Origin of the sequence: Streptomyces sp. ISL-1 (genome assembly GCF_018614585.1) — a bacterium.
GTDB classification, from domain to species: domain Bacteria; phylum Actinomycetota; class Actinomycetes; order Streptomycetales; family Streptomycetaceae; genus Streptomyces; species Streptomyces maoxianensis.
The window spans coordinates 31224-58098 of the sequence record NZ_JAGGOI010000008.1 but is presented as its reverse complement, the minus strand read 5'-3'; the positions used below and the strand labels follow the sequence as shown (position 1 = coordinate 58098).

Here is a 26875-nt window from a genome sequence, read left to right as displayed (position 1 = left end):
TCCCTCATGGAGGTGTGCCGGATGACCAGTACGGTCCCCGCGTCCTTGACCCGTTCGGCCGAAGGCTCTGCCTTGCAGGCCGTATTTCTCGACATGGACGGCACCCTCGTGGACACCGAAGGTTTCTGGTGGGACGCGGAGGTCGAGGTCTTCGCCGATCTCGGTCATGAGCTCGACCAGGCGTGGCGGGACGTGGTGGTCGGCGGCCCCATGACGCGCAGCGCCGGCTATCTCATCGAGGCGACCGGCGCGGACATCACGCTGGCGGAGCTGACTGTGCTGCTCAACGACCGTTTCGAGGATCGCATCGGCCGCGGTGTGCCGCTGATGCCGGGCGCTGCCCGGCTGCTCGCCGAGCTGGCCGCGCACGAGGTGCCCACCGCCCTGGTCTCCGCCTCCCACCGCCGCATCATCGACCGCGTTCTGGCCTCCCTCGGTCCCCAGCACTTCGCGCTCTCGGTCGCGGGCGACGAGGTCTCTCGTACGAAGCCGCACCCGGACCCCTATCTGCTGGCGGCCCGGGGGCTGGGCGCGGTACCGGCGAGATGCGCCGTCATCGAGGACACGGCGACAGGTGTGGCGGCCGCAGAGGCGGCCGGCTGCCGGGTGGTCGCCGTGCCGTCCGTGGCGCCGATCGCGCCGGCTGACGGCCGGGTGATCGTACGGTCGCTCGAAGAAGTGGACCTTGGTTTTCTGCGCACCTTCATCACTGCGATGAACTGATGCGTGTACGGTCCGTATTTCTCCCCTGAATTCGTCAATAGGTTTCACAGCGTGACGTTCGTCACTCTGGGTGCTCACGCAGAGGTCGGCCCGCATCACTCCGCACCCTGACCAGGGGGACCGGGCCTGCCCTTGTGTCCATATTGGTGGAGTGGTGTACGAATCATCCCGTCGTGCGCTTGTCCACTCGCGGGCGTAGCTGATCACGGAGTGATTACGATCCCAACTCGGCCCTGGTCCCGCTTTCCTGACGTCTCCGACTAATCTCGTCGCGAGAACTTCGTCGCATTATCGATCTGTCTCGGCGGCCACCCAGCCATGGGGAACCCAGTGCCGACCGCGCTGTTTCCCCGGCCCGATCGCACCGCTCCGAACGGGCGGCCGCGGCGGAGTGCCCTGACCATCGCTGTACCCCAGTGCCGGATGAGGAGAACGTCCAGGATGAACCGTAAGACTTTGGTGCTGTCGGCCGTGGTCGGCCTGCTCGCGCCGATGCTCGTCGCCTGCGGCGGGGCGGACGGCGGGTCCGGCGGCGGTGACGCCATTGTCGTGGGCACCACGGACCAGTTCATCGCGACCGCGGACGCGCCCGCGCCCCTCGACCCGGCCTACGCGTACGACACCGGTTCGTGGAGTGTGCTGCGGCAGACCGTCCAGACGCTGACGCGCAATCCGAGCGGCGGCGGCGCGCCGGTGCCCGAAGCGGCCCAGTCGTGCGGCTTCACGGACAAGGTCAGCGAGAGCTATCGCTGCAAGCTGCGCAGCGGGCTGAAGTTCGCCGACGGCAGCGCCATCACCGCCGAGGACGTGAAGTTCTCCATCCAGCGTGTTCTGGACATCAACCCCGACAGCGGCACGGCCTCCCTCCTCGCGAACATCGACACGATCGAGGCCAACGGCGACGAGGTGGTCTTCCACCTCTCCACGCCGGACGCGACCTTTCCGTACAAGCTCTCGACACCCGTCGCTGCCATCGTCAGCAAGGAGAAGTACGAGGGCAAGAAGCTCCGCGAGGGCTTCGAGGTCGACGGCTCCGGCCCGTACACCATGAAGACCGAGGCCAAGGGCGGCAAGATCGCCAAGGTCATCTTCAGCAAGAACCCGGCCTACCAGGGCGATATCAAGCTCAGCAACGACAAGGTCGAACTGCGGTCGTTCCCGGACGCCGACTCCATGGGCAAGGCGCTCGAAGCGGGTGACATCGACATGATGACCCGCGCGATGTCGCCCGAGCAGATCAAGGATCTGTCCGAGAACCCCAAGGAGAACATCCGGCTCACCGAGATGCCGGGCCTGGAGATCCGCTACCTCGGCTTCAACACCAACGACCCGTCGGTGAAGAACAAGGCTGTCCGGCAGGCCATGGCGGCAGTCATCGACCGCGGCCAGATCGCCGGCCAGGTGTACGGCTCCACCGCCGAGCCGCTCTACTCGCTCATCCCGTCGAGCATCGCGGCGCACACCAACTCCTTCTACAACAAGTACGGCGAGCCGAACCGTACGAAGGCCGCGGACATGCTGAGCGACGCCGACATCACCACGCCGGTGAAGCTGAAGCTCCACTACACGACCGACCACTACGGTCCCGGTACGGCCAAGGAGTTCGAGGCGCTCAAGAACCAGCTGAACGCCACCAAGCTCTTCGACGTCACCATCGAGGGCACCGAGTGGTCGAAGTTCGTCCCCGCCGAGAAGCGCGGTGACTACGCGGTCTACGGAATGGGCTGGTTCCCTGACTTCCCGGACCCGGACAGCTTCATCGCCCCGTTCCTGGACAAGGGCAACTTCCTCAACACCCCGTACGTGAGCACCGTGGCGCGGGAGCTCATCCCGCAGTCGCGCCGTGCCGCGGACCGGAGCGCCGCGTCCGACGCCTTCACGCAGATACAGGAGATCGTCGCCACCGACGTGCCGTTCCTGCCGCTGTGGCAGGGCAAGCAGTACGTCGCCGCCCGCACCGGCGTCACCGGCGTCGAGCGGCTGCTCAACTCCAGCTCGGACCTGCAGCTTTGGGAGTTGGGCCGGGGAGCCGTCTGACCCGTACCATTCCCCGGGGCGCATTGCTCCCGAATGGTACGAGAGAACAGAGGCAAGGTTCTGTGAAGACAGGTATCAAGTGGCTGACCACCCCGCTCGCGGCGGGGCTGGCGGCCGGTCTGTTGAGCGGCTGCGGCAATCAGAAGGACGGTGCCGCCTCGGGCGGCACCGAATCGCTGGTCATAGGAATGTCGGACGAGGTCCTGGCCACAGACCCCGCGGCAGGCTATGACCCGGGCTCCTGGCTGTTGTTCAACAACGTCTTCCAGTCGCTCCTCAGCTTCCCCAAGGGCAGTTCCATCCCGCAGCCGGAGGCGGCCGAGAGCTGCGCATTCGACAAGGGCGGCAGCACGGTCTACCGCTGCACGCTGCGCGACGGCCTGAAGTTCAGCAACGGGAACGCCATGACGTCGGAGGATGTGAAGTTCTCCTTCGACCGTGTGCGGAAGATCGCCAGTGACGCGGGCCCCATGCCTCTGCTCTCCACCATCGACAAGATCGAGACGCCGGACGAGAAGACGGTCGTCTTTGAGCTGAAGGCCCCCGACGCCACCTTCCCGAGCAAGATCGCCTCGGGTGCCGGCTCCATCGTCGACCACCGCGAGTACGAGGCCGGCTCGCTGCGCACCGACGGCAAGGCAGTCGGCTCGGGTCCCTACAAGCTCGACTCGTACGGCAAGAACGAGGCTGTCTTCTCGCTCAATGCCGACTACAAGGGCACCGCCAAGGCGCAGAACTCGGGCATCAAGCTGAAGTTCTTCCACAGCGACCAGAAGGCGCTGGCGTCGGCGCTCGGTGAGGGTCAGGTCGACATCGCCTACCGAGGACTGCCCGCGGACGACATATCCGGACTCCAGGGTTCGGCGTCGGCCGATGCCATGGGGATCGAGGTCGTCGAGGGAACCAGCGCCGAGGTGCAGCACCTGGTCTTCAACCTTAACGACCCGGTCGTCGGCAAGCTCGGGGTGCGCCAGGCCATGGCGTATCTCATCGACCGCGACGCCCTGGTCCGGGACGTCTACCAGTCCACGGCGACCTCCCTCTACTCGATCGTCCCGGCCGGCATCGCCGGTCACAACACCGCGTACTTCGACCGGTACGGCGGCAGCCCGCAGCCGGAGAAGGCGAAGAAGGCACTGCGCTCCGCCGGCATCAGCGACAAGGTGAAGCTCACCCTCTGGTCCACGCCGAGCCGCTACGGCCCCGCCACCGACCAGGAGTTCAAGGCGATCGCCAAGCAGCTCAACGACAGCGGGCTGTTCGACGCGACGGTGAAGTCGGTCGGTTTCGAGCAGTACGAGAAGGACATCGCGGCCGGGAAGTACGGCGTCTATGTGAAGGGCTGGATCCCCGACTACCCCGACGCCGACAACTTCACACAGCCTTTCTTCGGCGAGGGCAACGTCCTTGGCAACCACTACGAAAACAAGCGGATCACCGGCTCGATCCTCCCCGAGACCGCCGCCGTTGCCGACCGGGCCGCCACCGAGCAGCAGTACGGCGAGCTCCAGGACCTGGTCGCGGCGGAACTGCCGATCCTGCCGCTTTGGCAGGGCAAGCAGTACGCCGTGGCCTACGGCAACATCACGGGCCTGGAATGGACCCTGGACGCTTCGACCGTCTTCCGCTTCTGGGAGATCAAGAAGGCCTGACGGCCCGGCCCCCGCTGCCGACCGGCCCCCCGCCGCCCACCGGGCGCCGGGGGACACCAGGCACGGGGAGGCTCACTGCGCGCCGGGGCGCACCAGACCGCTCTCGTACGCGTACACCGCGGCCTGTACTCGGTCGCGCAGACCCAGCTTCGTCAGCACATGACCCACGTGCGTTTTGACGGTGGTCTCGCTGACGAACAGATCCGCGGCGATCTCGGCATTGGAAAGCCCCCGCGCGACCAGCTTGAGCACCTCCACCTCGCGCTCGGTCAGCGTGTGCAGCGTGTCCGGGACCGGCTCCTCGCCGGAGGGCAGATGGTCCGCGTACTTGTCGAGCAGCCGGCGCGTGATGCTCGGCGCCAGCATCGCCTCGCCCGCCGCCACCACCCGGATCGCCTGGACCAGCTCAGTGGCGGGCGCGTCCTTCAGCAGGAACCCGCTCGCGCCGGCGCGAAGCGCCTCCACCACGTACTCATCGAGGTCGAAGGTGGTCAGCACCAGCACCTTCGCCGGGCCGTCGCGCCCCGGGCCGGTGATCTGCCGGGTCGCCTCGACGCCGTCCATCCGGGGCATCCGGATGTCCATCAGGACCACATCAGGCTGCAGCGCCCGCACCTGATCAAGAGCCTGGAGGCCGTCCCCGGCCTCGCCCACGACCGCGAGGTCCTGCTCCGCCTCCAGGATCATCCGGAAGCCGGTACGCAGCAGCGGTTGGTCGTCGACCAGTAGGACGCGGATAGCCACGGGTACTCCTTCGATTAGACCGGGCCCATTCTGCCCTGGTCATCCTCGGCCGAAGCGGCCGGGGAAATGCTCAGCGGATATACCGGGGGAGTGCCGCCGAATTCCGGACAGACCGCCTTGTGGTCGCACCAGCCGCACAGTTTCGTCGGCCGCGGCCGCCAGTCACCCGACTCCGTGGCCTGTCTGATCGCGTCCCAGAGCGCCAGCAGCTTGCGCTCCATACGCTCCAGGTCCGCCGGGGCCGGGTCGTACGTCAGCACATCGCCGCTGCCCAGATACACCAGCTGCAGCCGGCGCGGCACGACGCTTTTCAGCCGCCAGATCACCAGCGCGTAGAACTTCATCTGGAAGAGCGCGCCCTCGCTGTACTCGGGGCGCGGGGCCTTGCCCGTCTTGTAGTCCACGATCCGCACCTCGCCGGTGGCGGCCACATCGACCCGGTCGATGACCCCGCGCAGCCGCAGCCCCGACTCCAGCTCCGTCTCGACGAACATCTCCCGCTCGGCGGGCTCCAGACGAGTCGGATCCTCCAGCGAGAACCAGCGCTCCACCAACTGCTCCGCCTCGCCCAGCCAGCGCGTCAGCCGCTCGCCCTCCGCGTCCTCGGCGAACAGCTCGGCCAACTCCGGCTTGCTCTCGAGCAGCCGGTCCCACTGGCCCGGGATCAGGGCCTTGGCGCGCGGAGCCGTGCGCTCCGCCGCCGGGGCGTCGAAGAGCCGCTCAAGCACCGCATGCACCAGCGTGCCGCGGGTAGCCGCCTCGCTGGGCTTCTCGGGCAGCCTGTCGATCACCCGGAACCGGTACAGCAGGGGACACTGCATGAAGTCGCTCGCCCGCGACGGCGACAGCGATGTGGGCTGCTGACTCGTACTCATGACCCAGACCCTACGGCCCGCCACTGACAGCGAGCGGAATACCATCGACGTCAGACCCTCGCGCACTGCATGATCGAGCGAGCGACGCATTCGCAATGAAGGGGACCCGTGAACGAGGACGACAAGAGCGGTGAGCGCGAGCGACCGCAGTCCGGTACGGGGGGAGCGAACCCCGACGGCGGCAAGCCGCGGCGCTCCGACGGCCCCGGCGGCGGCATTCTGATGGGCCGTCCCTTCGGTGTGCCGGTCTATGTCGCCCCCAGCTGGTTCATCGTCGCGGCTCTCATCACCTGGGTCTTCGGCGGTCAGCTCGGCCGTGTGCTCCCCGAGCTCGGCGGTGTGCGCTATCTCGTCTCCCTCTTCTTCGCGGTCGCCTTCTACGCCTCCGTGCTCGTCCACGAACTGGCCCACACCATCGCGGCGCTGCGGTTCAAGCTGCCGGTGCGCCGCATCCAGCTGCAGTTCTTCGGCGGCGTCTCCGAGATCGAGAAGGAGTCCGAGACCCCGGGCCGCGAGTTCATCCTCGCTTTCGTCGGGCCGCTCCTCTCGATCGCGCTGGCAGGCGTCTTCTACCTCGGCATGCAGGCCGTTGAGCCCGGCACGGTCCCGGGGGTGCTGCTGGCCGGCCTGATGATCTCCAACCTCATCGTCGCCGCCTTCAATCTGCTGCCCGGACTGCCGCTTGACGGCGGCCGGATGCTCCGTGCCGTCGTCTGGAAGATCACCGGCAAGCCGATGTCGGGCACCGTCGCCGCGGCCTGGGTCGGCCGGGCGCTGGCCGTCGCCGTCCTCATCGGCCTGCCGCTGCTCACCCACACCGGTGCCCTCGGCAACGCCACCGCGGACATCGGCGGCATGGAGACGGTCACCGACGCGCTGCTCGCCGCGATTCTGGCCGCGATCATCTGGACCGGTGCGGGCAACAGCCTGCGCATGGCGCGGCTGCGCGAACACCTCCCCGAGCTGGAGGCCCGCACCCTCACCAGGCGCGCCGTCCCCGTCGAGTCCGACACCCCGCTCTCCGAGGCCCTGCGCCGCGCCAACGAGGCGGGGGCCCGCGCGCTGGTCGTCGTCGACGGCCAAGGCGAGCCGAAGGCCCTGGTCCGCGAGAGCGCGATCGTAGGCGTCCCGGAACACCGCCGCCCATGGGTCGCGGTCAGCGGCCTCGCCCAGGACCTGACAGAGGGCATGAGGGTCTCTGCGGAACTGGCGGGCGAGGCGCTCCTGGACAAATTGAGGTCGTCCCCGGCGACGGAGTACCTCGTGGTCGAGAAGACCGGCGAGATCTACGGCGTGCTGTCCACGGCGGACGTGGAGCGCGCCTTCGTGGCGGCCATGGCGCGGCCGTCCTCCTGAGGTCTCCGCGCAGGCGGGTGGTCCCCGGGGCCGACAGGGGCCGGTAGGCTGGTCACATGTCCGAACCGACCGGTGCCGCCCGCCGACGCGGGCCCTTCAAGGTCGGGGACCAGGTCCAGCTCACCGATCCCAAGGGCCGCCACTACACGTTCACGCTCGAGGCCGGGAAGAATTTCCACACCCACAAGGGTTCCTTCCCGCACGACGAGCTGATCGGCGCTCCTGAGGGCAGTGTTGTCCGTACCACGGGAAACGTCGCCTACCTCGCGCTGCGCCCCCTGCTCCCCGACTACGTCCTGTCCATGCCCCGCGGCGCCGCCGTGGTCTACCCCAAGGACGCGGGGCAGATCCTGGCCTTCGCCGACATCTTCCCCGGCGCCCGCGTCGTCGAGGCGGGGGTCGGTTCCGGCTCGCTGAGCAGCTTCCTGCTGCGCGCCATCGGCGACCACGGCATGCTGCACTCCTACGAGCGCCGCCAGGACTTCGCCGAGATCGCCCAGCAGAACGTGGAGCGCTACTTCGGCGGTCCGCACCCCGCCTGGCAGCTCACCGTCGGCGACCTCCAGGACAACCTGACGGACGCCGACATCGACCGCGTGATCCTGGACATGCTCGCGCCCTGGGAGTGTCTGGAGGCCATCTCCAAGGCACTGGTCCCCGGCGGCATCCTGTGCTGCTACGTGGCGACCACCACCCAGCTGGCGCGGACCGTGGAGTCCATCCGCGAGATCGGCTGCTTCGCCGAACCGCAGCCCTGGGAATCGATGATCCGCAACTGGCACGTCGAAGGCCTGGCTGTCCGCCCCGACCACCGGATGATCGGCCACACCGGCTTCCTCCTCACCGCCCGCCGTCTTGCCGACGGTGTGGAGCCCCCGATGCGCCGCCGCCGTCCCGCCAAGGGCGCATACGGCGACGACTACGAAGGCCCCAACAAGGGCTGACGCCCGCACAACGCACTGACGCCGCTGCCCAGTTCCCGCGACACCGCGGGGAACTCGGCGGCGGCGTCCTCGCGTTGACCTCTTCTTGACGAACGTATTCGGACCCCGCTGTTCCGCACCCGCTGTGACGTATGGCACTATGCAGGCCACCCCCACCGGACCGTCACAGGAGACATCCCGCGTGCAGACCTCCGCCGTCCCGGACCTCGCGCACACTCACGCCCGCCCGGTGCACTGGCTGGCGACTGCGACTGCGATGGCTGCGGTCGTAGCGGCTGCCGGGCTGATGCAGCCCAAGGCCGCCACCGCGTCCCAGGCGGGTGCGCCCGGGGCCGTCACCGCTGCCGCCCCGGCCCCCGATCCGGCAGGCGTACGGCTCCCGCTGGAGTGCGGCGGTGCCAAGAGCGTCGTGACCGGCAAGGCTTCGGGCGATCTCGACGGCGACGGCAGCCCCGAGACCGTGGCCGTGGCCCGCTGCGACGCCGGCTCCGGCACTCCGCCGAGCGGCGTTTACGTACTGACCCAGGGCGGGGGGACGGGTCCGCGCGTCGTCGCGACGCTCCTCGAGCCCGCGCAGAAGCTCTCCGTCAAGGACTTCGCCGTACGTGACGGAGCGGTTACGGCGACCCTGCTCGGCTACTCCTCGCCGGACGTACCGAGGTGCTGTCCCGACCAGCAGGAGAAGGTCAAGTGGCAGTGGCAGGGCGGGAAGTTCGTCCGCTCCGCCGCTTTGTGAGCGCGCGGTACGTGATCCGTCACCCTGCGTCGGGGCCGTAGACCTCGACCCTGTCCGAAACGCGACGCACATGGATGCAGTCGCCAGGACACTCCTTCGCGGAGTCCACGACGTCGTTCAGCAGCGGCAGTGGTACGGGCGTCACGGCGCCCGGGTTCTGGAGCAGTTCATCGTCGTCGCTCTTCACATACGCGAGCCCGTCGATGTCCAGCTCGAAGACCTCGGGGGCGTACTGCACACAGATTCCGTCCCCGGTGCAGAGATCCTGGTCGATCCAGACCTCCAGGGCCTCCCCGGCGCCTTCGATGGGGGCCTCGTGCTGCACGCTCATATCTCCTGCCGTTTCCTTCGTCGGATGTAGCGATGTGAAGCAAGTCGTGCCAGCGCTGACGGGTGTTGAACGCTTCGACGATACAACCGCCCGCTTTCCGATGTTGATGGGTGGGTATCCCCCTGACGTGAGGGAGAGCGCAAGGGTGAAGATCGGACACACCCCGACAGTCTTTGTGATCTAGGGGTTTCAATCACCACCCGTCCAGGTAGGGTCAGGAAGCGTCCAGCTCCCCATGGAGGAGGTGAGGACCGTGGCAGCCCACGACGACGACATCAACCGCGGCATCCGGCCGGGGCGAGGGTCTGAAGACCCCGCCGGCCAGGTTGCCTATCTCGAGCAGGAAATCGCCGTCCTGCGCCGCAAGCTCGCCGACTCTCCGCGTCATACGAGGATTCTCGAAGAGCGGATCGTCGAGTTGCAGACCAACCTGGCCGGCGTCTCCGCACAGAACGAGCGGCTCGCCAACACACTCCGTGAGGCCCGCGACCAGATCGTGGCCCTCAAGGAAGAGGTCGACCGGCTCGCCCAGCCGCCGGCCGGCTTCGGTGTCTTCCTGCAGTCCAATGAGGACGGCACCTGCGACATTTTCACCGGGGGCCGCAAGCTCCGGGTGAATGTCAGCCCCAGCGTCGAGCTCGACGAGCTCCGGCGCGGCCAGGAAGTCATGCTCAACGAGGCGCTCAACGTGGTCGAGGCCATGGAGTTCGAGCGCGCCGGGGACATCGTCACCCTCAAGGAGATCCTCGAGGACGGCGAGCGCGCCCTGGTGCTCGGGCACACCGACGAGGAACGGGTGGTGCGACTCGCGGACACGCTGATGGACACCACAATCCGCCCCGGCGACGCCCTCCTGCTCGAGCCCCGCTCCGGCTACGTCTACGAAGTGATCCCGAAGAGTGAGGTCGAAGAACTCGTCCTCGAAGAGGTCCCGGACGTCGACTACGACAAGATCGGCGGTCTGGGCGGCCAGATCGAGATGATCCGCGACGCGGTCGAGCTTCCCTACCTCCACCCGGACCTCTTCAAGGAGCACGAACTGCGGCCGCCGAAGGGCATCCTGCTCTACGGCCCGCCCGGATGCGGCAAGACGCTGATCGCGAAAGCCGTCGCCAACTCCCTTGCCAAGAAGGTCGCCGAGGTGACCGGCCAGCCCGCGGGAAAGAGCTACTTCCTCAACATCAAGGGCCCCGAGCTCCTCAACAAGTACGTCGGTGAGACCGAGCGGCACATCCGCCTCGTCTTCCAGCGTGCCCGGGAGAAGGCGAGCGAGGGCACCCCCGTCATCGTCTTCTTCGACGAGATGGAATCCCTCTTCCGCACCCGTGGCTCCGGTGTCAGCTCGGACGTGGAGAACACCATCGTCCCGCAGCTGCTCGCCGAGATCGACGGTGTGGAGGGCCTGGAGAACGTCATCGTCATCGGCGCCTCCAACCGCGAGGACATGATCGACCCCGCGATCCTGCGCCCCGGCCGGCTCGATGTGAAGATCAAGATCGAGCGTCCGGACGCGGAGGCCGCCAAGGACATCTTCGCCAAGTACCTGACGGCCTCGCTGCCGCTGCACTCGGACGACCTGTCCGAGCACAATGGCTCCAAGGAAGCCGCGGCGCACGCGATGATCCAGTCCGTCGTCGAGCAGATGTACGCGGAGTCCGAGGAGAACCGCTTCCTCGAGGTCACGTACGCCAACGGCGACAAGGAAGTCCTGTACTTCAAGGACTTCAACTCCGGCGCGATGATCCAGAACATCGTCGACCGGGCCAAGAAAATGGCCATCAAGGCCTTCCTCGACCACAACCAGAAGGGCCTTCGGGTCTCCCATCTCCTCCAGGCATGCGTGGACGAGTTCAAGGAGAACGAGGACCTGCCGAACACCACCAACCCGGACGACTGGGCCCGGATCTCCGGAAAGAAGGGCGAGCGGATCGTGTTCATCCGCACCCTTGTCACCGGAAAGCAGGGCGCGGACACCGGGCGTTCCATCGACACGGTGGCGAATACCGGTCAGTACCTGTAGAACGCAGACCGGCTGCGGATGCTGGGGGTCCCCCCGCCGAGGGCAGGGGGGACAGGCATCCGCAGCCGAATGCTTTTCCGACAGGTCAAGCCATACCGGAGCAATGACGAAATTGATCTCCCCACCAGTGCACAGGCGCTCTAGGCTCTTCGGTACCGCCGAGTCACGCAGTGCGGGGACGGGCACCGCACAGGCACCGGGGAGACAGCGGTACTTGAGCGCCGTTCCCGGAGGGGAGCGCCGCCGGGCAAGGAGGGCCGCATGACCGTACGGCGAGTAATGGGCATCGAGACGGAGTACGGGATCTCCGTCCCTGGCCACCCGAACGCCAATGCCATGCTCACCTCGTCCCAGATCGTCAACGCCTACGCGGCGGCGATGCACAGGGCGCGGCGCGCCCGCTGGGACTTCGAGGAGGAGAATCCGCTGCGGGACGCCCGCGGCTTCGACCTCGCCCGCGAGGCCGCCGACTCCAGCCAGCTCACCGACGAGGACATCGGCCTGGCCAATGTGATCCTCACCAACGGTGCTCGGCTGTACGTCGACCATGCGCACCCCGAGTACAGCTCGCCCGAGGTCACCAACCCGCTCGACGCCGTCCTGTGGGACAAGGCGGGCGAGCGGATCATGGCGGAGGCAGCCGAGCGCGCGGCCCAGCTGCCCGGCGCCCAGCCGATCCACCTGTACAAGAACAACACCGACAACAAGGGCGCGTCCTACGGGACGCACGAGAACTACCTGATGAAGCGGGAGACCGCCTTCTCGGACATCGTGCGCCACCTGACGCCGTTCTTCGTGTCCAGGCAGGTCGTCACCGGTGCCGGACGGGTCGGAATCGGCCAGGACGGCCATGAACACGGGTTTCAGATCAGCCAGCGCGCCGACTATTTCGAGGTCGAGGTCGGGCTCGAGACCACGCTGAAGCGGCCCATCATCAACACCCGCGACGAACCCCACTCCGATGCCGAGAAGTACCGCCGGCTGCATGTGATCATCGGCGACGCGAACCTGTCCGAGATCTCGACCTACCTCAAGCTGGGCACGACGGCCCTGGTCCTGTCGATGATCGAGGACGGGTTCATCGCGGTGGACCTGGCGGTCGACCAGCCGGTACGCACCCTGCACCAGGTCTCACACGACCCGACCCTGAAGCGGCTGGTCACGCTGCGCAGCGGTCGGACACTCACCGCGGTCCAGCTCCAGATGGAGTACTTCGAGCTGGCCCGCAAGTACGTCGAGGAGCGCTTCGGCGTGGACGCCGACGACCAGACCAAGGACGTCCTGGTCCGCTGGGAGGACACGCTCAACCGGCTCGAGAACGACCCGATGAGCCTGTCCGGTGAGCTGGACTGGGTCGCCAAGAAGGAGCTCATGGAGGGCTACCGGCGGCGGGACAACCTGGACTGGGACGCGGCGCGGCTGCACCTGGTGGACCTCCAGTACGCCGACGTACGCCCCGAGAAGGGGCTCTACAACCGGTTGGCGGTCCGCGGCAAGATGAAGCGGCTGCTGGACGAGGCGGACGTCGTAAGGGCCGGGACGAAGCCCCCTGAGGACACCCGGGCATACTTCCGCGGCCGCTGCCTGGAGCAGTACGCCGACGATGTGGCCGCGGCCTCCTGGGACTCGGTCATCTTCGATCTGCCCGGCCGTGACTCTCTGCAACGGGTTCCGACCCTGGAGCCGCTGCGCGGCACGCGTAACCACGTCAAGGAGCTGCTGGACCGCTGCCGCACCGCGGAAGACCTGGTCCGGGTGCTGTCCGGGGGCTGAAATGGTTCTCGTCCGGGAATCATCGAGGTGGACCCCGGACGTTGAGGCAAGTGCGGGGCCGATGTCGGACCCTGCTTGTAGGGTCTGATCTTGACCGAGCGAACTCACGTCAGGGCAAACCGAGCGGGGTGAGGGATATGGCGACCAAGGACACCGGCGGCGGGCAGCAGAAGGCCACGCGTTCCACTGAGGAGACCGAGGAGCAGACGCAAGAGGCGCAGGCTTCGGAGGACCTCAAGGAGCGCCAGGACAAGCTTTCGGACGACGTCGACTCCGTACTGGACGAGATCGACGACGTCCTTGAGGAGAACGCAGAGGATTTCGTCAGGTCATTTGTCCAAAAGGGCGGAGAGTAAGTCCCGTTGTCCGTCCCGTGCCGCCGGGCGAAAGCCGGTGGCACCGGGGCGGATGACCGGCGACGGCGCGGGTAAGGTCCGTGCACAGTTCGAAAGATCGGCCCGCGCCCGAGCAGGGCGGGCCGCCGCCTATCCGGAAGGAAACGCGTGGAAGCCAACCCTCGTAGCACCGGGCGTCTGCCGGCAGCCTTCCTGACGCCCGGCTCGGCCTCGTTCATGGACTTCCTGGGCCAGCACTCCCCGGACATGCTGCCCGGCAAGCGCGTCCTGCCGCCCGTTCAGGGCGCCATTGAGGCACCGCACGGCACGACCATCGTGGCGACGACGTTCCCCGGCGGTGTGGTGCTCGCCGGTGACCGCCGGGCGACGATGGGCAACATGATCGCTCAGCGCGACATCGAGAAGGTCTTCCCGGCCGACGAGTACTCGGCCGTGGGCATCGCCGGCACCGCCGGCCTCGCCGTGGAGATGGTCAAACTCTTCCAGCTGGAGCTGGAGCACTTCGAGAAGGTCGAGGGCGCCCAACTCTCCCTGGAGGGCAAGGCGAACCGGCTGTCCACGATGATCCGCAGCAACCTCGGCATGGCCATGCAGGGCCTGGCCGTGGTGCCGCTCTTCGCGGGGTACGACGTCGACCGCGAGAAGGGCCGGATCTTCTCGTACGACGTCACCGGCGGCCGCTCCGAGGAGTACGGATACGCGGCCACCGGTTCCGGCTCGATCTTCGCCCGCGGAGCGATGAAGAAGCTCTATCGCGAGGACCTGACGGAGCAGCAAGCCACCACACTGGTCATCCAGGCGCTGTACGACGCGGCCGACGACGACTCGGCGACCGGCGGGCCCGATGTGGCCCGGCGGATCTATCCGCTCGTCACCGTCATCACCGACGAGGGCTTCCGCAGGCTCACCGAGGCCGAGTCCTCCGAGATCGCCCGCCTGGTCCTGGAGCGCCGCCTCGAGCAGCCCGACGGCCCGCGCGCCTCGCTGCTCTGATGCTCCCCCAGCCACCGCCGGGCGGTGCCCCAACGCCATTGAAAGAAAGGGACGGATAGCCGGTGTCGACGCCGTTCTATGTCTCACCCCAGCAGGCCATGGCCGATCGGGCGGAATACGCCCGCAAGGGCATCGCCCGTGGTCGCAGCCTTGTTGTGCTGCAGTACTCCGACGGCATTGTCTTCGTCGGTGAGAACCCGTCCCGTGCGCTGCACAAGTTCAGTGAGATCTACGACCGGATCGGCTTCGCCGCCGCCGGCAAGTACAACGAGTACGAGAACCTGCGGATCGGCGGCGTGCGCTACGCCGACCTGCGTGGTTACACCTACGACCGTGACGACGTGACGGCCCGTGGCCTCGCCAACGTCTACGCCCAGACGCTGGGCACGATCTTCTCCAGCGCGGCCGAGAAGCCGTACGAGGTGGAGCTGGTCGTCGCCGAGGTCGGCTCCACTCCCGAGGGCGACCAGATCTACCGGCTGCCGCACGACGGATCGATCGTGGACGAGCACGGCTCGGTCGCGGTCGGCGGCAGCGCTGAGCAGATCAGCACCTTCCTCGACCAGCGCCACCGCGACGGGATGTCGCTGGCCGAGGCCCTGAAGCTGGCCGTACAGGCCCTCTCCAACCAGACCAACGGAAGCGAGCGGGAGATCCCAGCAGAGCGGCTGGAGGTCGCGGTCCTGGACCGTACGCGACCGCAGGCGCGGAAGTTCAAGCGCATCGTCGGACGGCAGCTCGCCCGGCTTCTGGAGGCCGACGGCGCCGCATCCACACCGACGGACGCGCCGTCGGACACCGAGGAGACCGAGGACGGCGAGGAGTAGCCCCGTCGGCCCCGGCCGCTGACCCGGCTGCGCCCCGGACCGCCCGTGCGGACCGGGGCGCAGCCGTATGCCCAGGTCAGGGGAGCGCCCAGTGGTGGAGGCGGGAGCGGTCCCGGGTGAGCCAGGTGCCGTCGCCGAGCGGGGTCACATCGCCGCCGACCGCCACCGGGTACCGCAACCGGCCCCGCGGGCGGAGCGTCACCGCGTCGCACAGCCAGTGGCGCACCGACACCGGCCGCCCGGGCAGATAGATCCGTCCGGTGACCAGGACATGCGCGCGGTCGATCAGGTACGCGCCGGCGAACTCGTCGTGGTCGCGGTCGACTGCCAGTTCGCCGAGGTCGAAGAGCCCCGCCGGGTCGTCGTCGCCCACATCGTGGGAGGCCAGCTCGTCGCGGTCGTCGTTGTACGCGATTCCCTCGGCGCGCCGGATGGTGAGTACCCGGGACGCGTCGGGAAGGAAGTCGATCACCTCGCGCATCGTCGTGCCGCCGCGGATGTGCAGCCCGTCGTGGCGCGGCTCGATCCACCAGGTCGACCAGCTGTACCAGGCAGTCCAGCAGGAGAGCGCGAGCAGTGAGCCGTCCGGATGCCACCGCTGCGTCGCGTCCGAGGCGACGGCCCCGATCGGGCGACGGGCGCGGACGTCACCGGAGGTGGCGTCGAGGAGGAGCAGGGTGTCCCGCGCGTAGCGATGCCGGGGCGGTCCGTCCTGGACCAGTATCGCGGCGCGCTCGCCGGTGGCGAGCGTCGGTACGAGGACGCTGATGAGGGCGCCGTCGGGGCTCACGGCGGGCGGCCCGGGCGGGCGCGGGTCCCGGTGCCCGCCGTGCCAGCCGGCGTGCCGCAGCTCCCAGCGGGTGGCGCCGTCGGGGCCGATGAGGCGGATCCTGGAGCCCTCGGCGACGACGAGGGCGCCGTCTGGCAGCGGGGTGGCCGCGGCGCACGGCGGGAGGCGCAGGGTCCGCGTGGGGGCGAGGGTGCCGGAGAAGAAGGCCTCCGCGTCGTGGATCTCCAGCCGCTCATCGGTTCTGACGATCAGCCGGTCGCCTGAGAGCGGTGTCACGGAGCCTGTCGCGGGGGCCGTCCCGATCAGCGTCGCGTCGATCGGGGTCTCGGCCGTACTCGTCATGATCGTGATCGTTCCACGGCGGGTGTCGTGTGCTCAAGGCCGCTGGGCACGGTGCACACGGACGGGTTCAGCCGGCCCGTGCGGGGGCTGACGAGCCGCGTACGACCAGTTCGACCGGGAGGTCGCCCTCCTCGGGCGGACGGCCTTCGAGGACCGCGAGGAGGGCGGACATGCCGCGCGCGCCGACCCGTTCCGCGGGCAGGCTGACCGTCGTGAGCTCCGGCTCCACGGCGGTTGCGAGCGCGAGGTCGTCGAAGCCGGTGACGGAGATGTCCTCGGGGACCCGCAGGCCCAGCCGCCGTACCGCCTTGCAGGCCCCGGCAGCCAGGATGTCGTCGTCGCACACGATCGCGGTGGGTCGTGGCCCCGGACGGGTGAGCGCCCGCTCCACGGCCTCGCGCGCGCCGGCCACGTCGAGGGGTGCGGGCACGGTCCGTACGACCGCGTCGGGAACGTCGCGCAGGGACGCGGCGAGCGCCCGGGCCCGTACGTCGAAGGTCCAGGAGGAGACGGCGGACGCGAGATGGAGGAAGCGGCGATGGCCGAGCGCCAGCAGATGGGCCGACATCTGCCGCATACCGTCGGCGATATCGAGATTGACGCGGGCCGCGGCGCCCGGGTCGGCGGGGTCGCTGTCGAGCATCACCAGTGGGAGATCCGTACCGCGGATGGCGGTCAGGGCCTGGGCGGCCATGGAGGACGCGATCACGCCGTCGAGCGCGGCGCGGGCGGAGGCGAAGGGGTCCTTGGCGGGGCCGACGCCCTCGGGCGAGGGGTAGAGCACCACGCCGAAGTCGTGCTCGGCGGCGACGGTGGCCGCGCCCGTGTACACCCGGGCGAAGAACTCGTTGGTGAGGGCCGGCACCACGAGCAGTGCGGTCCTGGTCCGCCCGAGCCTCAGATTGCGCGCGGCGAGGTTGGGCCGGTACCCGAGCTGCCGCGCGGCGTCCCGTACGAGCCCGGCGGTGCGCTCGGAGACCCGGCCGTGCCATTTCTCGCCGAGGACGAGGGACACCGTGGCCTGCGACACACCGGCGGCGCGGGCGACGTCCCGGCTGGTGGGCCGGGGGGTGCCGGCCCGGTTCCCGGCAGGCGGCGGCGACGCCCCCTGGCCCGAAACCACGGGTTGGTCCTTGGGGGACCCGTCTGCCATCGGTGCCGTCCTCAGCCGCAAGCCACTTGTTCCGGTACGCCTCCGCGGTGGACCCGCGGACTGTCGACATGGTACGTATGACTGGAGACGTTATACGTAAAACCTCGGTCGCGCCGGGGGAGAGGGGTGGGACATGGCCGCGGGAGCCACCGGCTACGCAGACATCCTGAAGGCGCCGCACGCCGCACGGCTGCTGACCGGGACGCTCGTCGGGCGGCTGCCCAACGCCACCGGCCCCGTGGCCATCGTTCTCTTCACCCGCGCGCAGGGCGGCAGCTACACCCTCGCGGGCGGGCTCGCCGCCGTGTACGGCATAGCGACCGCGATAGGCCAGCCCCTGCTCGGCCGCGCCGTGGACCTGCACGGACAGCCGCGCGTTCAGTTCCCCGCCGCCGTCGTCTCCGCCCTCGGCATGGTGCTGCTCGCCGCCGTCGGCATCGGCGCGCTGCCCGTCGCGTACGCGGCCGTCGCCGTCGCGGGCGTGTTCACGCCGCCGCTGGAGGGCGGGCTGCGAGCCCTGTGGCCCAGCGTCCTGGGCGGTGAGGACCGTGTGCACCGGGCCTACGCCATGGACGCCGTCGCGCAGGAGATCATGTTCACCGTCGGCCCGCTGCTGGTCACCGTGCTGGTCTCGCTCTGGTCGGCCGGCGCCGCCCTCCTCGTCATCAACGTCATGGGCGTCCTCGGCGCGCTTTCCGTCGTTCTCTCCGAGCCCTCCCGCGGCTGGCGCTCCGCGCCCCGCGAGGCCCACTGGCTGGGCGCACTGCGCTCGCCCGGCCTGCTCGCGCTTCTCGGGTCGTTCTTCTTCGTCGGCCTCGCGCTCGGGTCCATCACCGTCGCCGGAGTCGCGTACGCCGACGACCAGGGCCGTGAGGCGGTGTACGGCTGGCTGATGGCGGCGCTCGGCCTCGGCGCGCTCATCGGCGGCGCGGCCTACGGCGCCCGCCAGTGGGCCGGCGCCCCCGAACGCCGCCTCCGCGGCATCGTCGCCCTGCTCGCGCTCGGCTATCTGCCGCTCGCGCTCACCCCCGGGGTCATCGCCATGACCGCGCTATCCGCCGTCGCCGGGCTCTTCCTCGCGCCCGCGATCGCCTGCGCCTTCATCGTCGTCGACCGGCACGCCCCGAGCGGCACCGTCACCGAGGCGTTCTCCTGGCTCGTGACCACCTTCGGCGTCGGCGCCGCGGCCGGAACCGCAGTCGCGGGCCCGGCGGTCGAGCTCGGCGGCACGGCCTGGAGCTTCGCCGTCGCGGGAGCCGGTGGCATCGCCGCACTGCTGGTTCTGACAGCCACTCAGCGGGTCCTCGCAGTTCCCGGCCGTACCAAGGACATCGCAGGCTCATCGGAAAATGATCGAAACGGTGCTGCCGAACCCGGTTTCAGCTCAGGCCGTGAGGCGTAATGTTCAGTCATGGACCGCCGCATTTTCGGGCTGGAGAACGAGTACGGCGTCACGTGCACGTTCAGGGGACAGCGCCGACTGTCACCTGACGAAGTGGCGCGCTACCTCTTCCGCCGTGTTGTCTCATGGGGCCGCAGCAGCAATGTCTTCCTGCGGAACGGCGCCCGCCTCTACCTCGACGTGGGTTCGCATCCGGAATATGCAACTCCCGAATGCGACAACGTGACCGAACTGGTTACGCACGACAAGGCCGGCGAGCGCATTCTCGAAGGCCTGCTCGTCGACGCCGAACGCCGCCTGCACGAGGAGGGAATCGCGGGCGACGTCTATCTCTTCAAGAACAACACCGACTCGGCGGGAAACTCCTACGGCTGCCACGAGAACTATCTCGTCGCACGCCACGGAGAGTTCTCCCGGCTGGCGGACATTCTCATTCCGTTCCTGGTCACCCGTCAGCTGCTGTGCGGCGCGGGCAAGGTGCTGCAGACCCCGCGCGGCGCGGTCTACTGCGTCAGCCAGCGCGCCGAGCACATCTGGGAGGGCGTCAGCTCCGCCACCACCCGCTCGCGCCCGATCATCAACACCCGCGACGAGCCGCACGCCGACGCCGAGCGCTACCGCCGTCTCCACGTCATCGTCGGAGACTCGAACATGTCCGAGACGACGATGCTGCTGAAGGTCGGCGCGACCGATCTCGTACTGCGCATGATCGAGGCGGGCACCGTGATGCGCGACCTGACCCTGGAGAACCCGATCCGGGCGATCCGCGAGGTCAGCCACGACATCACCGGCCAGCGCAAGGTGCGCCTGGCCAGCGGCCGCGAGGCCTCCGCCCTGGAGGTCCAGCGCGAGTACTACGAGAAGGCCGTGGACTTCGTCGAGCGGCGCGGGATCCGCACCGGCACCGTCGAGCAGGTCCTGGAGCTCTGGGGCCGCACGCTCGACGCGATCGAGGCCGAGGACCTCGACCGGATCGGCACCGAGATCGACTGGGTCATGAAGTACAAGCTCATCGAGCGCTACCGCGCCAAGCACAACATGACCATGTCGCATCCGCGAGTCGCCCAGATAGACCTCGCGTACCACGACATCCACCGCAGGCGCGGGCTGTACTACCTGCTGGAGCGCAAGGGCCAGGCCGCCCGGATCTGCAACGACCTGAAGATCTTCGAGGGGAAATCCGTGCCCCCGCAGACCACCCGGGCACGGCTGCGCGGCGACTTCATCCGCCGGGCACAGGAGCAGCGGCGGGACTTCACCGTCGACTGGGTGCACCTCAAGCTCAACGACCAGGCGCAGCGGACCGTGCTGTGCAAGGACCCCTTCCGGTCGGTCGACGACCGGGTGGAGAAGCTCATCGCCGGCATGTAGTCGGCGGTCGGGTCGGCCGCCCGGTGCCGGGGACGTTTTCCGTCCCCGGCACCGGGCGGCCTTCTGCGTGAGAGAGACATGTCACGTGGAGGGGCGGGCCGAAGGCGTCCGGAATCTCATGTTCCGGGATGGAATCGGTACAAGCGTCGCGGCTGAAAAGTTGCTAATGGCGCAAACGGGGCTGGGGGGCTTTAGCACGGCGCGAGGATCAGCGCGCGGCATTTTCGTGCGTGGGCGCGCCGTGAGAGGGCGGCTCCACAAACGCCGTTGTTAGCATCGCCGCACCGTCAATCCGCTTGCCTCATAGGCGCGTTGGGATGCCCGGCCGCGCTCGTCGGTCCGGCGAGCGGACCGGTATCGACCTGACCGACCATGGGGGAAACATGTCAATCAGTCGAATATCCGTGCTGCCCGTCGTGAGAGGGGGACGGAAAGCGCTCGTTCTCGGCGTGGCCGGGACCGTACTGGGCACAGCCCTCGTAGGAATCACGGCATCGCCGGCGTCGGCGTACTGCACGTCGGGAATGGTGAAGTGGCAGTCTTCGGGGACGAAGTCCCTGGCAGCGAACACCAACTTCCCCAGCGGGCTCAGGAACGGCCTCAAGGGTGGCCTGACCCAGTGGAACCGCACTGGCTCGGGCCTGCGTTATGCCGCACCCACGTACACCGGCGGATGGCAGATCTACACCTTCCGGGCTTCCTACAGCTACAGCAGCGTGATGGGTGCCGCGCCCGGCTACGCCGCGACCCAGCGGGTCGGCAGCCGGCACACGGGCGGAACTCTCTACCTCTCCAACCGCTTCCGCTGGGTGAACGCCAGTCAGGACATCAGCGCCGGAAAGGCCGATGTCCAGACCGTCGTCGTGCACGAGGTCGGTCACTTCACCGGCCTCGCACACCCGTGGCGGCCGCACTGCTCCGACGGAACGGCCTACACCGCGGCTGAGAAGGCCTCGGTCATGACGGCCATCGGCACCGGGACGCGGCGCAATCTCAACAGCGACGACATCGCCGGCGTCAAAGCCCTTTACTGAGCGGGGGAGACGAACATGAATGGTACGAAGCGTTTGCGAGCCCGCGCGGGTACGGCGACGGTTCTCGCGGTTATGGCCCTGAGTGTCTCCGCGTGCTCCGGAGCCGGGAATTCGACCCGGGCGCACACCCCGAAGGCCGATTCCCAGAACGCCTCCGAGGCCCGCGTCATCGAGGGACACGCCTACAAGGTGGACAGCGATCCGGCCGCGGCCGTCGCGTTCCCGCTGAACGAGAACGTGTTCGAGGGGACCGTCGTCTCGCACGGCCCTGACGTGCATGTGACGGACAAGCTCGACGACGGGGCCACGTTCGAGGCCGTCTACACCCCGGTGGTCGTGCGCGTGGACACGGTCCACAAGGGCAGTCTGAAGGCCGGATCGGAAATCGTCGTGCGCTCCATGGGCGGTGTCGCGGACGGTGTCAAGTACGTGACCGAGGAAGCTCCGGCCAAGGGGACCTTCGCCAAGGGCCACGAGCTTCTCGTCTTCGCCGGCCGCAAGGAAGCGGTGGAGTCGGAGTCAACCCCGGCCGTCACACCGCACTTCGTGTACCTGGAGTCGGGCTCGAAGCTGGTCGACGTGACCTATGCCTCCGGCACGGCGGACGGCAGCACGGCCAGCGAGCTGAGCAAGGCGGCGTTCAAGGTCAAGCTCCGTTCGCTGAAGGCCTCTCCCTGACCGGACTGCGCCCGATTTCCCGTCCCTCGGCCACGGTGGGGCCGAGGGGCGGGCCCAGCCTGAACCAGGTCCGGTTCATGCCCGGCCCGGGGCGTGAACCGGGCCGTTCTGTGACGCGAACGGTCGATGGCCGGGCGGACGGCACACCGTAGAGTGGCGGCCATTGCCCATGGCCTCGACTCCCAGTTGGACTGATGAACTACAACACCAAGCGACGTATCGCCTCCCTGCTGGCCGTGCCCGCCCTGCTGTTCACCGGCGCGTGTGGGTCGGACTCATCGAACAAGCCGGTAGCAGGTGTGGCCGAGGTCAAGGGGAAGTTCGGGGCCAAGCCCGAGATCTCCGTGCCCAAGGATGCAAAACCCACTGACAAGACCGTCGTCAAGACCGTCTCCGAGGGCAGCGGAACGAAGGCCAAGAAGGGTGACTTCGTCCGCCTGGACTACTCCGTGCGGAAGTGGGACGACCCGACCGACCTCGGCGGCACCTGGGCGGCGCCGGGCGGTGACAAGCAGCCGCACCGCCAGCCCGTGGAGCGTGTGGGCCAGCAGTCCCAGCAGCTGCCCCCGAAGGTCCTCGAATCCGTCTCCGGTCAGAAGGCCGGCAGCCGAGTGCTGATCCAGGGCACCGCGGGTGATCTGATCGGCCAGGGTCTGAACCCCCAGTCGGGCCTCACCGCGAAGGACACCTTGGTCTGGGTCGTCGACCTGGCCGCGGTGGCATCGGTCGCACCCAACTCGGAGGTCAAGGGCTCGCAGGCGGCGCCCGCGGAGGGCATGCCCACGGTGAAGGCCGAGTCCCAAAAAGCGGCCACCATCACGATCCCCAAGGGCGTCAAGGCCCCCTCCGAGATGAAGGAGCAGGTGCTGATCAAGGGATCCGGCCCGAAGGTCAAGGCGGGTCAGGGCCTGATCGGGCAGTACACCGGGGTCAAGTGGGAGGACGGCAAGAAGTTCGACTCCTCCTGGGACCACGGTGGCGCCATCGGCTTCCAGCTCGGCACCGGATCCGTGGTGCCGGGCTGGGACAAGGGCCTGGTGGGCAAGAACGTCGGTGACCGGGTCCTGCTGGTGATCCCGCCTTCGCTCGCCTACGGCGCGGACCCGTCCCACGAGCTCGCCAAGAACACGCTGGTCTTCGTCGTCGACATCCTCGGCACCGTCTGACCGCTTGATCGGTGAGTGACGGCTTGATCTGTGAGACTGTCCGGGTTGCCCCGTTCAACATCTAGAGGAGCAGTTCAGTGAGCATCGAGAAGCCCGAGATCGACTTCCCGGGTGGCGAGCCGCCGGCCGACCTGGAGATCAAGGACATCTGGGAGGGTGACGGCCCGGTGGCAAAGGCGGGCGACACCGTCTCCGTCCACTACGTCGGTGTGGCCTTCTCCACCGGCGAGGAGTTCGACGCGTCCTGGAACCGCGGCACCCCCCTGCAGTTCCAGCTCGGCGTCGGCCAGGTCATCTCCGGCTGGGACCAGGGCGTGCAGGGCATGAAGGTCGGCGGCCGTCGCCAGCTGACCATCCCCGCGCACCTCGCGTACGGCGACCGCGGCGCCGGCGCCATCGCTCCGGGCGAGACGCTGATCTTCGTCTGCGACCTGGTCGCCGTCTGACCGGGTACGGACAGTGAACGAGGGCCCATGCCTTGTGGCATGGGCCCTCGGCTTTGGCCCCGAACGCTCCGGAGCGGTACGGTCAACGATCGGAAGCACTGTGAGGAAGGGCGTCGATGGCCATTGCCAAGGCCGAGCGGCTGATGAATCTGGCGCTGTGCCTGCTGGGGACCCGCCGCCCGCTCAGCAAGCGCGAACTGCGCGGGTCCATCGAGGCCTACCTCGAGGCCGGCTCCGACGACTCCTTCAACCGGATGTTCGAGCGCGACAAGGACGATCTGCGCGAACTCGGCCTGGTCATCGAGACGGTGGAGAACCTCGACGGCGAAACCGGCTATCTCGCCCGCCGCGACTCCAACCGGCTGCCCGCCATCACGTTCGACGGCGAGGAAGCCGCGGCGCTCGGCCTCGCCGCCAAGGTCTGGCAGCAGGCGCGGCTCGCCGGAGCCGCCAGCGGCGCCCTGCAGAAGCTGCGCGCGGCAGGCATGCCCGAGGCCGAGGATTCTTACGAGGTGCATCACAGCGCGCTCGAACCCCGCATCCCCGTCCATGAGACCGCCTTCGAACCTTTGATGCTCGCCTGCCGCGACCGCCGACCGGTCGTCTTCGACTACCGCAAGGCGAACGCCGCGCGCCCCCAGCCGCGCCATGTCGAGCCATGGACGCTCGAGTGCTGGCGCGGCCACTGGTATCTGGCGGGCTGGGACCGGGACCGCGGCGCCGAGCGGGTCTTCCGGCTCTCCCGCATCACCGGCCGGGTCCGCTCGCGCGCCGGCGCCTTCACCGCGCCCGTGCCCGACGTCGTCACGGTCCGGGAGACCGTCGAGACCTGGGCCGGGGAGACCGCGACCCGCTCCGCGCGGATCCGGCTGCGGACCGGCTGCGGCTATCCGCTGCGGTCCAGGGCGCAGTCGATCAGGGAACTGGGAGAGGGCTGGGACGAGTTGGAGATTCCGTACGGACACGGGCTCGACGCCTGGCTGGTGGAGTTCGGCCCGGACGTCGTCGTACTGGAGCCCGCGGATCTGCGGGCCGATGTCGTGGACCGGCTGCGCGCAGTGGCCAAAGGCTGAGGGGGACTCGTACAACCATGGCCGCCAACGCCATTGACCAGACCCGGCGGATGCTCTCGCTGGTGACCTATCTGCGGGAGCGCCCCGGCGCGCGCGTCGGCGACGTCGCCCGCGCCTTCGGGATCACCGAGGACGAGCTGATCTCCGACCTCGACGTACTGCCGATGTGCGGGACGAGCTTCCGCGGTGGCGATCTGCTCGACATCGACACCGACGGTGAGCGCATCTGGTGGCACAACCCCGACGATGTCGCCGAGCCGCTGCGGCTGGCTGCCGACGAGGCGACCGCGCTGCTCGTCGCCGCGCGCGCCGTGGCCACGCTGCCGGGGCTGCGCGAGAGTGACCGGGACGCGCTGCTGCGGGCCACCGCCAAGCTGGAGGCCGCGGCCGGCGAGACGGCGGGCGCGAGCTCCCGGCTCTCGGTGACCTTCGAGTCCGAGGGCGGCGTCTTCGCCGAGGTCGACCGGGCGATCTCGGAGCGGCGGCGGCTGTGGCTGAAGTACTACTCGCCCGCGCGCGACGAGCTCACCGAGCGCGAGGTCGACCCGATCCGGCTCTTCGCCGTGGGACATACGTATATGGAGGCCTGGTGCCGTCTCTCCGAGGCACGCAGGACCTTCCGCCTCGACCGGGTGGCGGAGATCAGGCTGCTGGACGCGCCCGCGGCGCCGCCCGAGCTGGAGCTGCGCGATCTGTCGGAGGGCCTCGTGCAGCCGTCCGCGGACGATCCCGAGGTCGTGGTCGAGGTCGGTCCCGGGGGGCGGTGGGTGGCGGAGTACTACCCGCACGACAGCGCGGAAGAGCTGGCGGACGGCGGTCTGCGCATCACGTTGCGTACGCCTGAGCCCGCTTCGCTGCGCCGGCTGGCGATGCGGCTGGGGCAGGACGGGCGGATCGTCTCGCCGCAGGACCTGGCGGACAGCGCCCGGCTGGCGGCGCGAGAGGCGCTCGCGGCCTACGACGGTCAGGAATAGGGAGACTTACGCCATATGTCTGCGATGTCAGGAATCGCGGCTTCCATGGCGCCGGTCCTCTTCAGGGCCGCCTGCCCCGACTGCCGTGCCCGCTTCGAGCTCACCGCGGGGGCCCTGCGACTGGCGATCGGCGCGAGCGCGCGGACCACGTTCTACTCCTTCACCTGCCCGGACTGCGGGTCCGCGGTCCGTAAGCCGGCGGGGGAGCGCATCGTCGAACTCCTCACCGGCGGGGGCGTGCGGACGCTGCGCCTCCACTCTTCCCTCTGAGACGTCAGGCTCTGCCCATGCTCTGGCCCATGCTCGCCATCGCCCTCGGCTTCCTCGGGATCGCTGTGCTCGGCATCCTCGGCATCCGGGTCTTCCTGGAGGCCGAGCGCCTGGGCCGCGAGGTGGCCCGCACGACTGAGCGGATCAACCGTGCGGCGGAGGATCTGGAAACGGCGGCGACGGATCTGGCGCGGACGGGCGAGGCGCTGCCGTAGGGCGGGTGCACCCTGATGTGCGGGGGACTCGGGCGGTAGGCTGATAAGTGGCGGCAACAGGCAATGAGGCGCCGGCCGCAACGGGAGTATGCAGGGGGATTGCCCTGCGTTTACCCGTGAGAGTTACGATCGCAGCCGGTCACGGTTCGGACATCAGTCCACCGTGATCAGCAGCTCAGCCCCATGCCGCCTCGGTGAGAAGGTAGACACCAGCTATGTTCCGACAGATCGGTCCCCTCGAGATCAGTCTCATCCTTCTCGTCGTCGTCTTGCTCTTCGGGGCCAAGAAGCTTCCCGAGATGGCCCGTTCGCTGGGTAAGTCCGCCCGGATCCTGAAGAGCGAAGCGAAGGCGATGAAGTCCGAGGGCCAGCCGGCCGCCACTCCGGCCGACCCGCCGCAGGACCCGGCCCAGGGCCAGGCCGCCCCTCGCACCATCCAGGCGTCGCCCGGCGATGTGACGAGCGCACGCCCCGTGAACGAGCCCACAGACACCACCCCCCAGCGCTGACCCCAAGGCCGCCGATCACGGCCTGCCGCACGAGATGAGGACGTGGGTTGCTCAAGCCTGCCCGCTCGAAACAGAAGCAGGAGAA

At 68.8% G+C, this 26875-nt stretch carries 27 protein-coding genes; 22 read left to right on the top strand and 5 right to left on the bottom strand.

Features of this window, described 5'->3' with window-relative positions; translation table 11 throughout:
• Positions 1 to 21 precede the first annotated feature (21 nt).
• The 3 genes from J7E87_RS07965 (at position 22) to J7E87_RS07955 (ending at position 4412) form a co-directional block, all read left to right on the top strand.
• On the top strand, positions 22 to 723 hold the full coding sequence (locus tag J7E87_RS07965; RefSeq protein WP_215091433.1) for an HAD family phosphatase: 702 nt from the start codon (positions 22 to 24) through the stop codon (positions 721 to 723).
• A gap of 441 nt (positions 724 to 1164) precedes the next feature.
• A complete protein-coding gene (locus J7E87_RS07960; protein ID WP_215091431.1) occupies positions 1165 to 2760 on the top strand; it encodes an ABC transporter substrate-binding protein in 1596 nt (531 codons plus the stop codon).
• A 62-nt stretch (positions 2761 to 2822) separates the two neighbouring features.
• Positions 2823 to 4412 carry an ABC transporter substrate-binding protein gene (locus J7E87_RS07955; RefSeq protein WP_215091429.1) on the top strand — a complete coding sequence of 530 codons (1590 nt, stop codon included), beginning with the start codon at positions 2823 to 2825 and terminating at the stop codon, positions 4410 to 4412.
• A 72-nt stretch (positions 4413 to 4484) separates the two neighbouring features.
• Here J7E87_RS07955 and J7E87_RS07950 read toward each other — a convergent pair whose 3' ends face one another.
• A complete protein-coding gene (locus J7E87_RS07950) occupies positions 4485 to 5156 on the bottom strand; it encodes a response regulator transcription factor (RefSeq protein ID WP_215091426.1) in 672 nt (223 codons plus the stop codon).
• 14 nt (positions 5157 to 5170) lie between these two features.
• On the bottom strand, positions 5171 to 6031 hold the full coding sequence (locus tag J7E87_RS07945) for a RecB family exonuclease (protein WP_215091424.1): 861 nt from the start codon (positions 6029 to 6031) through the stop codon (positions 5171 to 5173).
• A 108-nt stretch (positions 6032 to 6139) separates the two neighbouring features.
• On the opposite strand from J7E87_RS07945, the gene J7E87_RS07940 reads away from it, so the two are divergent.
• The 3 genes from J7E87_RS07940 (at position 6140) to J7E87_RS07930 (ending at position 9067) form a co-directional block, all read left to right on the top strand.
• On the top strand, positions 6140 to 7387 hold the full coding sequence (locus J7E87_RS07940) for a site-2 protease family protein (RefSeq protein WP_215091422.1): 1248 nt from the start codon (positions 6140 to 6142) through the stop codon (positions 7385 to 7387).
• Between the two features lie 56 nt (positions 7388 to 7443).
• Positions 7444 to 8331 (top strand): tRNA (adenine-N1)-methyltransferase, encoded by an 888-nt coding sequence (locus J7E87_RS07935; protein WP_215091420.1) that lies wholly within the window; start codon positions 7444 to 7446, stop codon positions 8329 to 8331.
• 181 nt (positions 8332 to 8512) lie between these two features.
• The gene (locus tag J7E87_RS07930; RefSeq protein ID WP_215091418.1) at positions 8513 to 9067 is read left to right on the top strand and encodes a hypothetical protein; all 555 of its coding nucleotides are present in this window, start codon (positions 8513 to 8515) and stop codon (positions 9065 to 9067) included.
• 19 nt (positions 9068 to 9086) lie between these two features.
• Here the strand turns inward: J7E87_RS07930 and J7E87_RS07925 are convergent, their stop codons facing one another.
• Positions 9087 to 9398, bottom strand: coding sequence for a ferredoxin (locus tag J7E87_RS07925; protein ID WP_215091416.1), 312 nt, complete (start codon positions 9396 to 9398; stop codon positions 9087 to 9089).
• A gap of 253 nt (positions 9399 to 9651) precedes the next feature.
• Here J7E87_RS07925 and arc point away from each other — a divergent pair, with 253 nt between their 5' ends.
• From arc to prcA, 5 genes are all read left to right on the top strand, one after another.
• Positions 9652 to 11418, top strand: coding sequence for a proteasome ATPase (arc, locus tag J7E87_RS07920; RefSeq protein WP_215091414.1), 1767 nt, complete (start codon positions 9652 to 9654; stop codon positions 11416 to 11418).
• A 261-nt stretch (positions 11419 to 11679) separates the two neighbouring features.
• Positions 11680 to 13191, top strand: a complete 1512-nt coding sequence (dop, locus tag J7E87_RS07915) for a depupylase/deamidase Dop (protein ID WP_374195150.1) — start codon at positions 11680 to 11682, stop codon at positions 13189 to 13191.
• A gap of 137 nt (positions 13192 to 13328) precedes the next feature.
• Positions 13329 to 13547 (top strand): ubiquitin-like protein Pup, encoded by a 219-nt coding sequence (locus J7E87_RS07910; protein WP_215091412.1) that lies wholly within the window; start codon positions 13329 to 13331, stop codon positions 13545 to 13547.
• 177 nt (positions 13548 to 13724) lie between these two features.
• Positions 13725 to 14540, top strand: coding sequence for a proteasome subunit beta (prcB, locus tag J7E87_RS07905; RefSeq protein ID WP_251017133.1), 816 nt, complete (start codon positions 13725 to 13727; stop codon positions 14538 to 14540).
• A gap of 62 nt (positions 14541 to 14602) precedes the next feature.
• Complete coding sequence (gene prcA / locus J7E87_RS07900) at positions 14603 to 15367, top strand: proteasome subunit alpha (protein ID WP_215091408.1); 765 nt, start codon at positions 14603 to 14605, stop codon at positions 15365 to 15367.
• A 76-nt stretch (positions 15368 to 15443) separates the two neighbouring features.
• On the opposite strand, the gene J7E87_RS07895 is transcribed toward prcA, so the two are convergent.
• Both J7E87_RS07895 and J7E87_RS07890 read right to left on the bottom strand, forming a co-directional pair.
• Complete coding sequence (locus J7E87_RS07895; protein ID WP_215091406.1) at positions 15444 to 16499, bottom strand: hypothetical protein; 1056 nt, start codon at positions 16497 to 16499, stop codon at positions 15444 to 15446.
• 67 nt (positions 16500 to 16566) lie between these two features.
• Complete coding sequence (locus J7E87_RS07890; RefSeq protein ID WP_215091404.1) at positions 16567 to 17652, bottom strand: LacI family DNA-binding transcriptional regulator; 1086 nt, start codon at positions 17650 to 17652, stop codon at positions 16567 to 16569.
• 133 nt (positions 17653 to 17785) lie between these two features.
• Between J7E87_RS07890 and J7E87_RS07885 the strand changes: the two genes are divergently transcribed.
• The 11 genes from J7E87_RS07885 (at position 17786) to tatA (ending at position 26790) form a co-directional block, all read left to right on the top strand.
• Positions 17786 to 19054, top strand: a complete 1269-nt coding sequence (locus tag J7E87_RS07885; protein ID WP_215091402.1) for an MFS transporter — start codon at positions 17786 to 17788, stop codon at positions 19052 to 19054.
• 9 nt (positions 19055 to 19063) lie between these two features.
• Positions 19064 to 20425, top strand: a complete 1362-nt coding sequence (gene pafA / locus J7E87_RS07880; protein WP_215091400.1) for a Pup--protein ligase — start codon at positions 19064 to 19066, stop codon at positions 20423 to 20425.
• Between the two features lie 449 nt (positions 20426 to 20874).
• Positions 20875 to 21459 carry a matrixin family metalloprotease gene (locus tag J7E87_RS36090; RefSeq protein WP_215091398.1) on the top strand — a complete coding sequence of 195 codons (585 nt, stop codon included), beginning with the start codon at positions 20875 to 20877 and terminating at the stop codon, positions 21457 to 21459.
• 15 nt (positions 21460 to 21474) lie between these two features.
• Positions 21475 to 22137: a hypothetical protein gene (locus tag J7E87_RS07870; RefSeq protein ID WP_215091396.1), complete on the top strand. Its 663-nt coding sequence runs from the start codon at positions 21475 to 21477 to the stop codon at positions 22135 to 22137.
• A gap of 194 nt (positions 22138 to 22331) precedes the next feature.
• The gene (locus J7E87_RS07865; protein ID WP_215091394.1) at positions 22332 to 23303 is read left to right on the top strand and encodes an FKBP-type peptidyl-prolyl cis-trans isomerase; all 972 of its coding nucleotides are present in this window, start codon (positions 22332 to 22334) and stop codon (positions 23301 to 23303) included.
• A gap of 77 nt (positions 23304 to 23380) precedes the next feature.
• Positions 23381 to 23749, top strand: a complete 369-nt coding sequence (locus J7E87_RS07860) for an FKBP-type peptidyl-prolyl cis-trans isomerase (protein ID WP_215091392.1) — start codon at positions 23381 to 23383, stop codon at positions 23747 to 23749.
• A gap of 116 nt (positions 23750 to 23865) precedes the next feature.
• On the top strand, positions 23866 to 24822 hold the full coding sequence (locus J7E87_RS07855; protein ID WP_215091390.1) for a YafY family protein: 957 nt from the start codon (positions 23866 to 23868) through the stop codon (positions 24820 to 24822).
• Positions 24823 to 24839: 17 nt separating this feature from the next.
• Entirely contained in the window at positions 24840 to 25796 is a 957-nt protein-coding gene (locus J7E87_RS07850; protein ID WP_215091388.1) for a YafY family protein, read from the top strand.
• A 15-nt stretch (positions 25797 to 25811) separates the two neighbouring features.
• Positions 25812 to 26066 carry a hypothetical protein gene (locus J7E87_RS07845; RefSeq protein WP_215091386.1) on the top strand — a complete coding sequence of 85 codons (255 nt, stop codon included), beginning with the start codon at positions 25812 to 25814 and terminating at the stop codon, positions 26064 to 26066.
• Between the two features lie 17 nt (positions 26067 to 26083).
• Positions 26084 to 26281, top strand: coding sequence for a hypothetical protein (locus J7E87_RS07840; RefSeq protein ID WP_215091384.1), 198 nt, complete (start codon positions 26084 to 26086; stop codon positions 26279 to 26281).
• A gap of 215 nt (positions 26282 to 26496) precedes the next feature.
• The gene (gene tatA / locus J7E87_RS07835; protein WP_215091382.1) at positions 26497 to 26790 is read left to right on the top strand and encodes a Sec-independent protein translocase subunit TatA; all 294 of its coding nucleotides are present in this window, start codon (positions 26497 to 26499) and stop codon (positions 26788 to 26790) included.
• Positions 26791 to 26875: the final 85 nt, after the last annotated feature.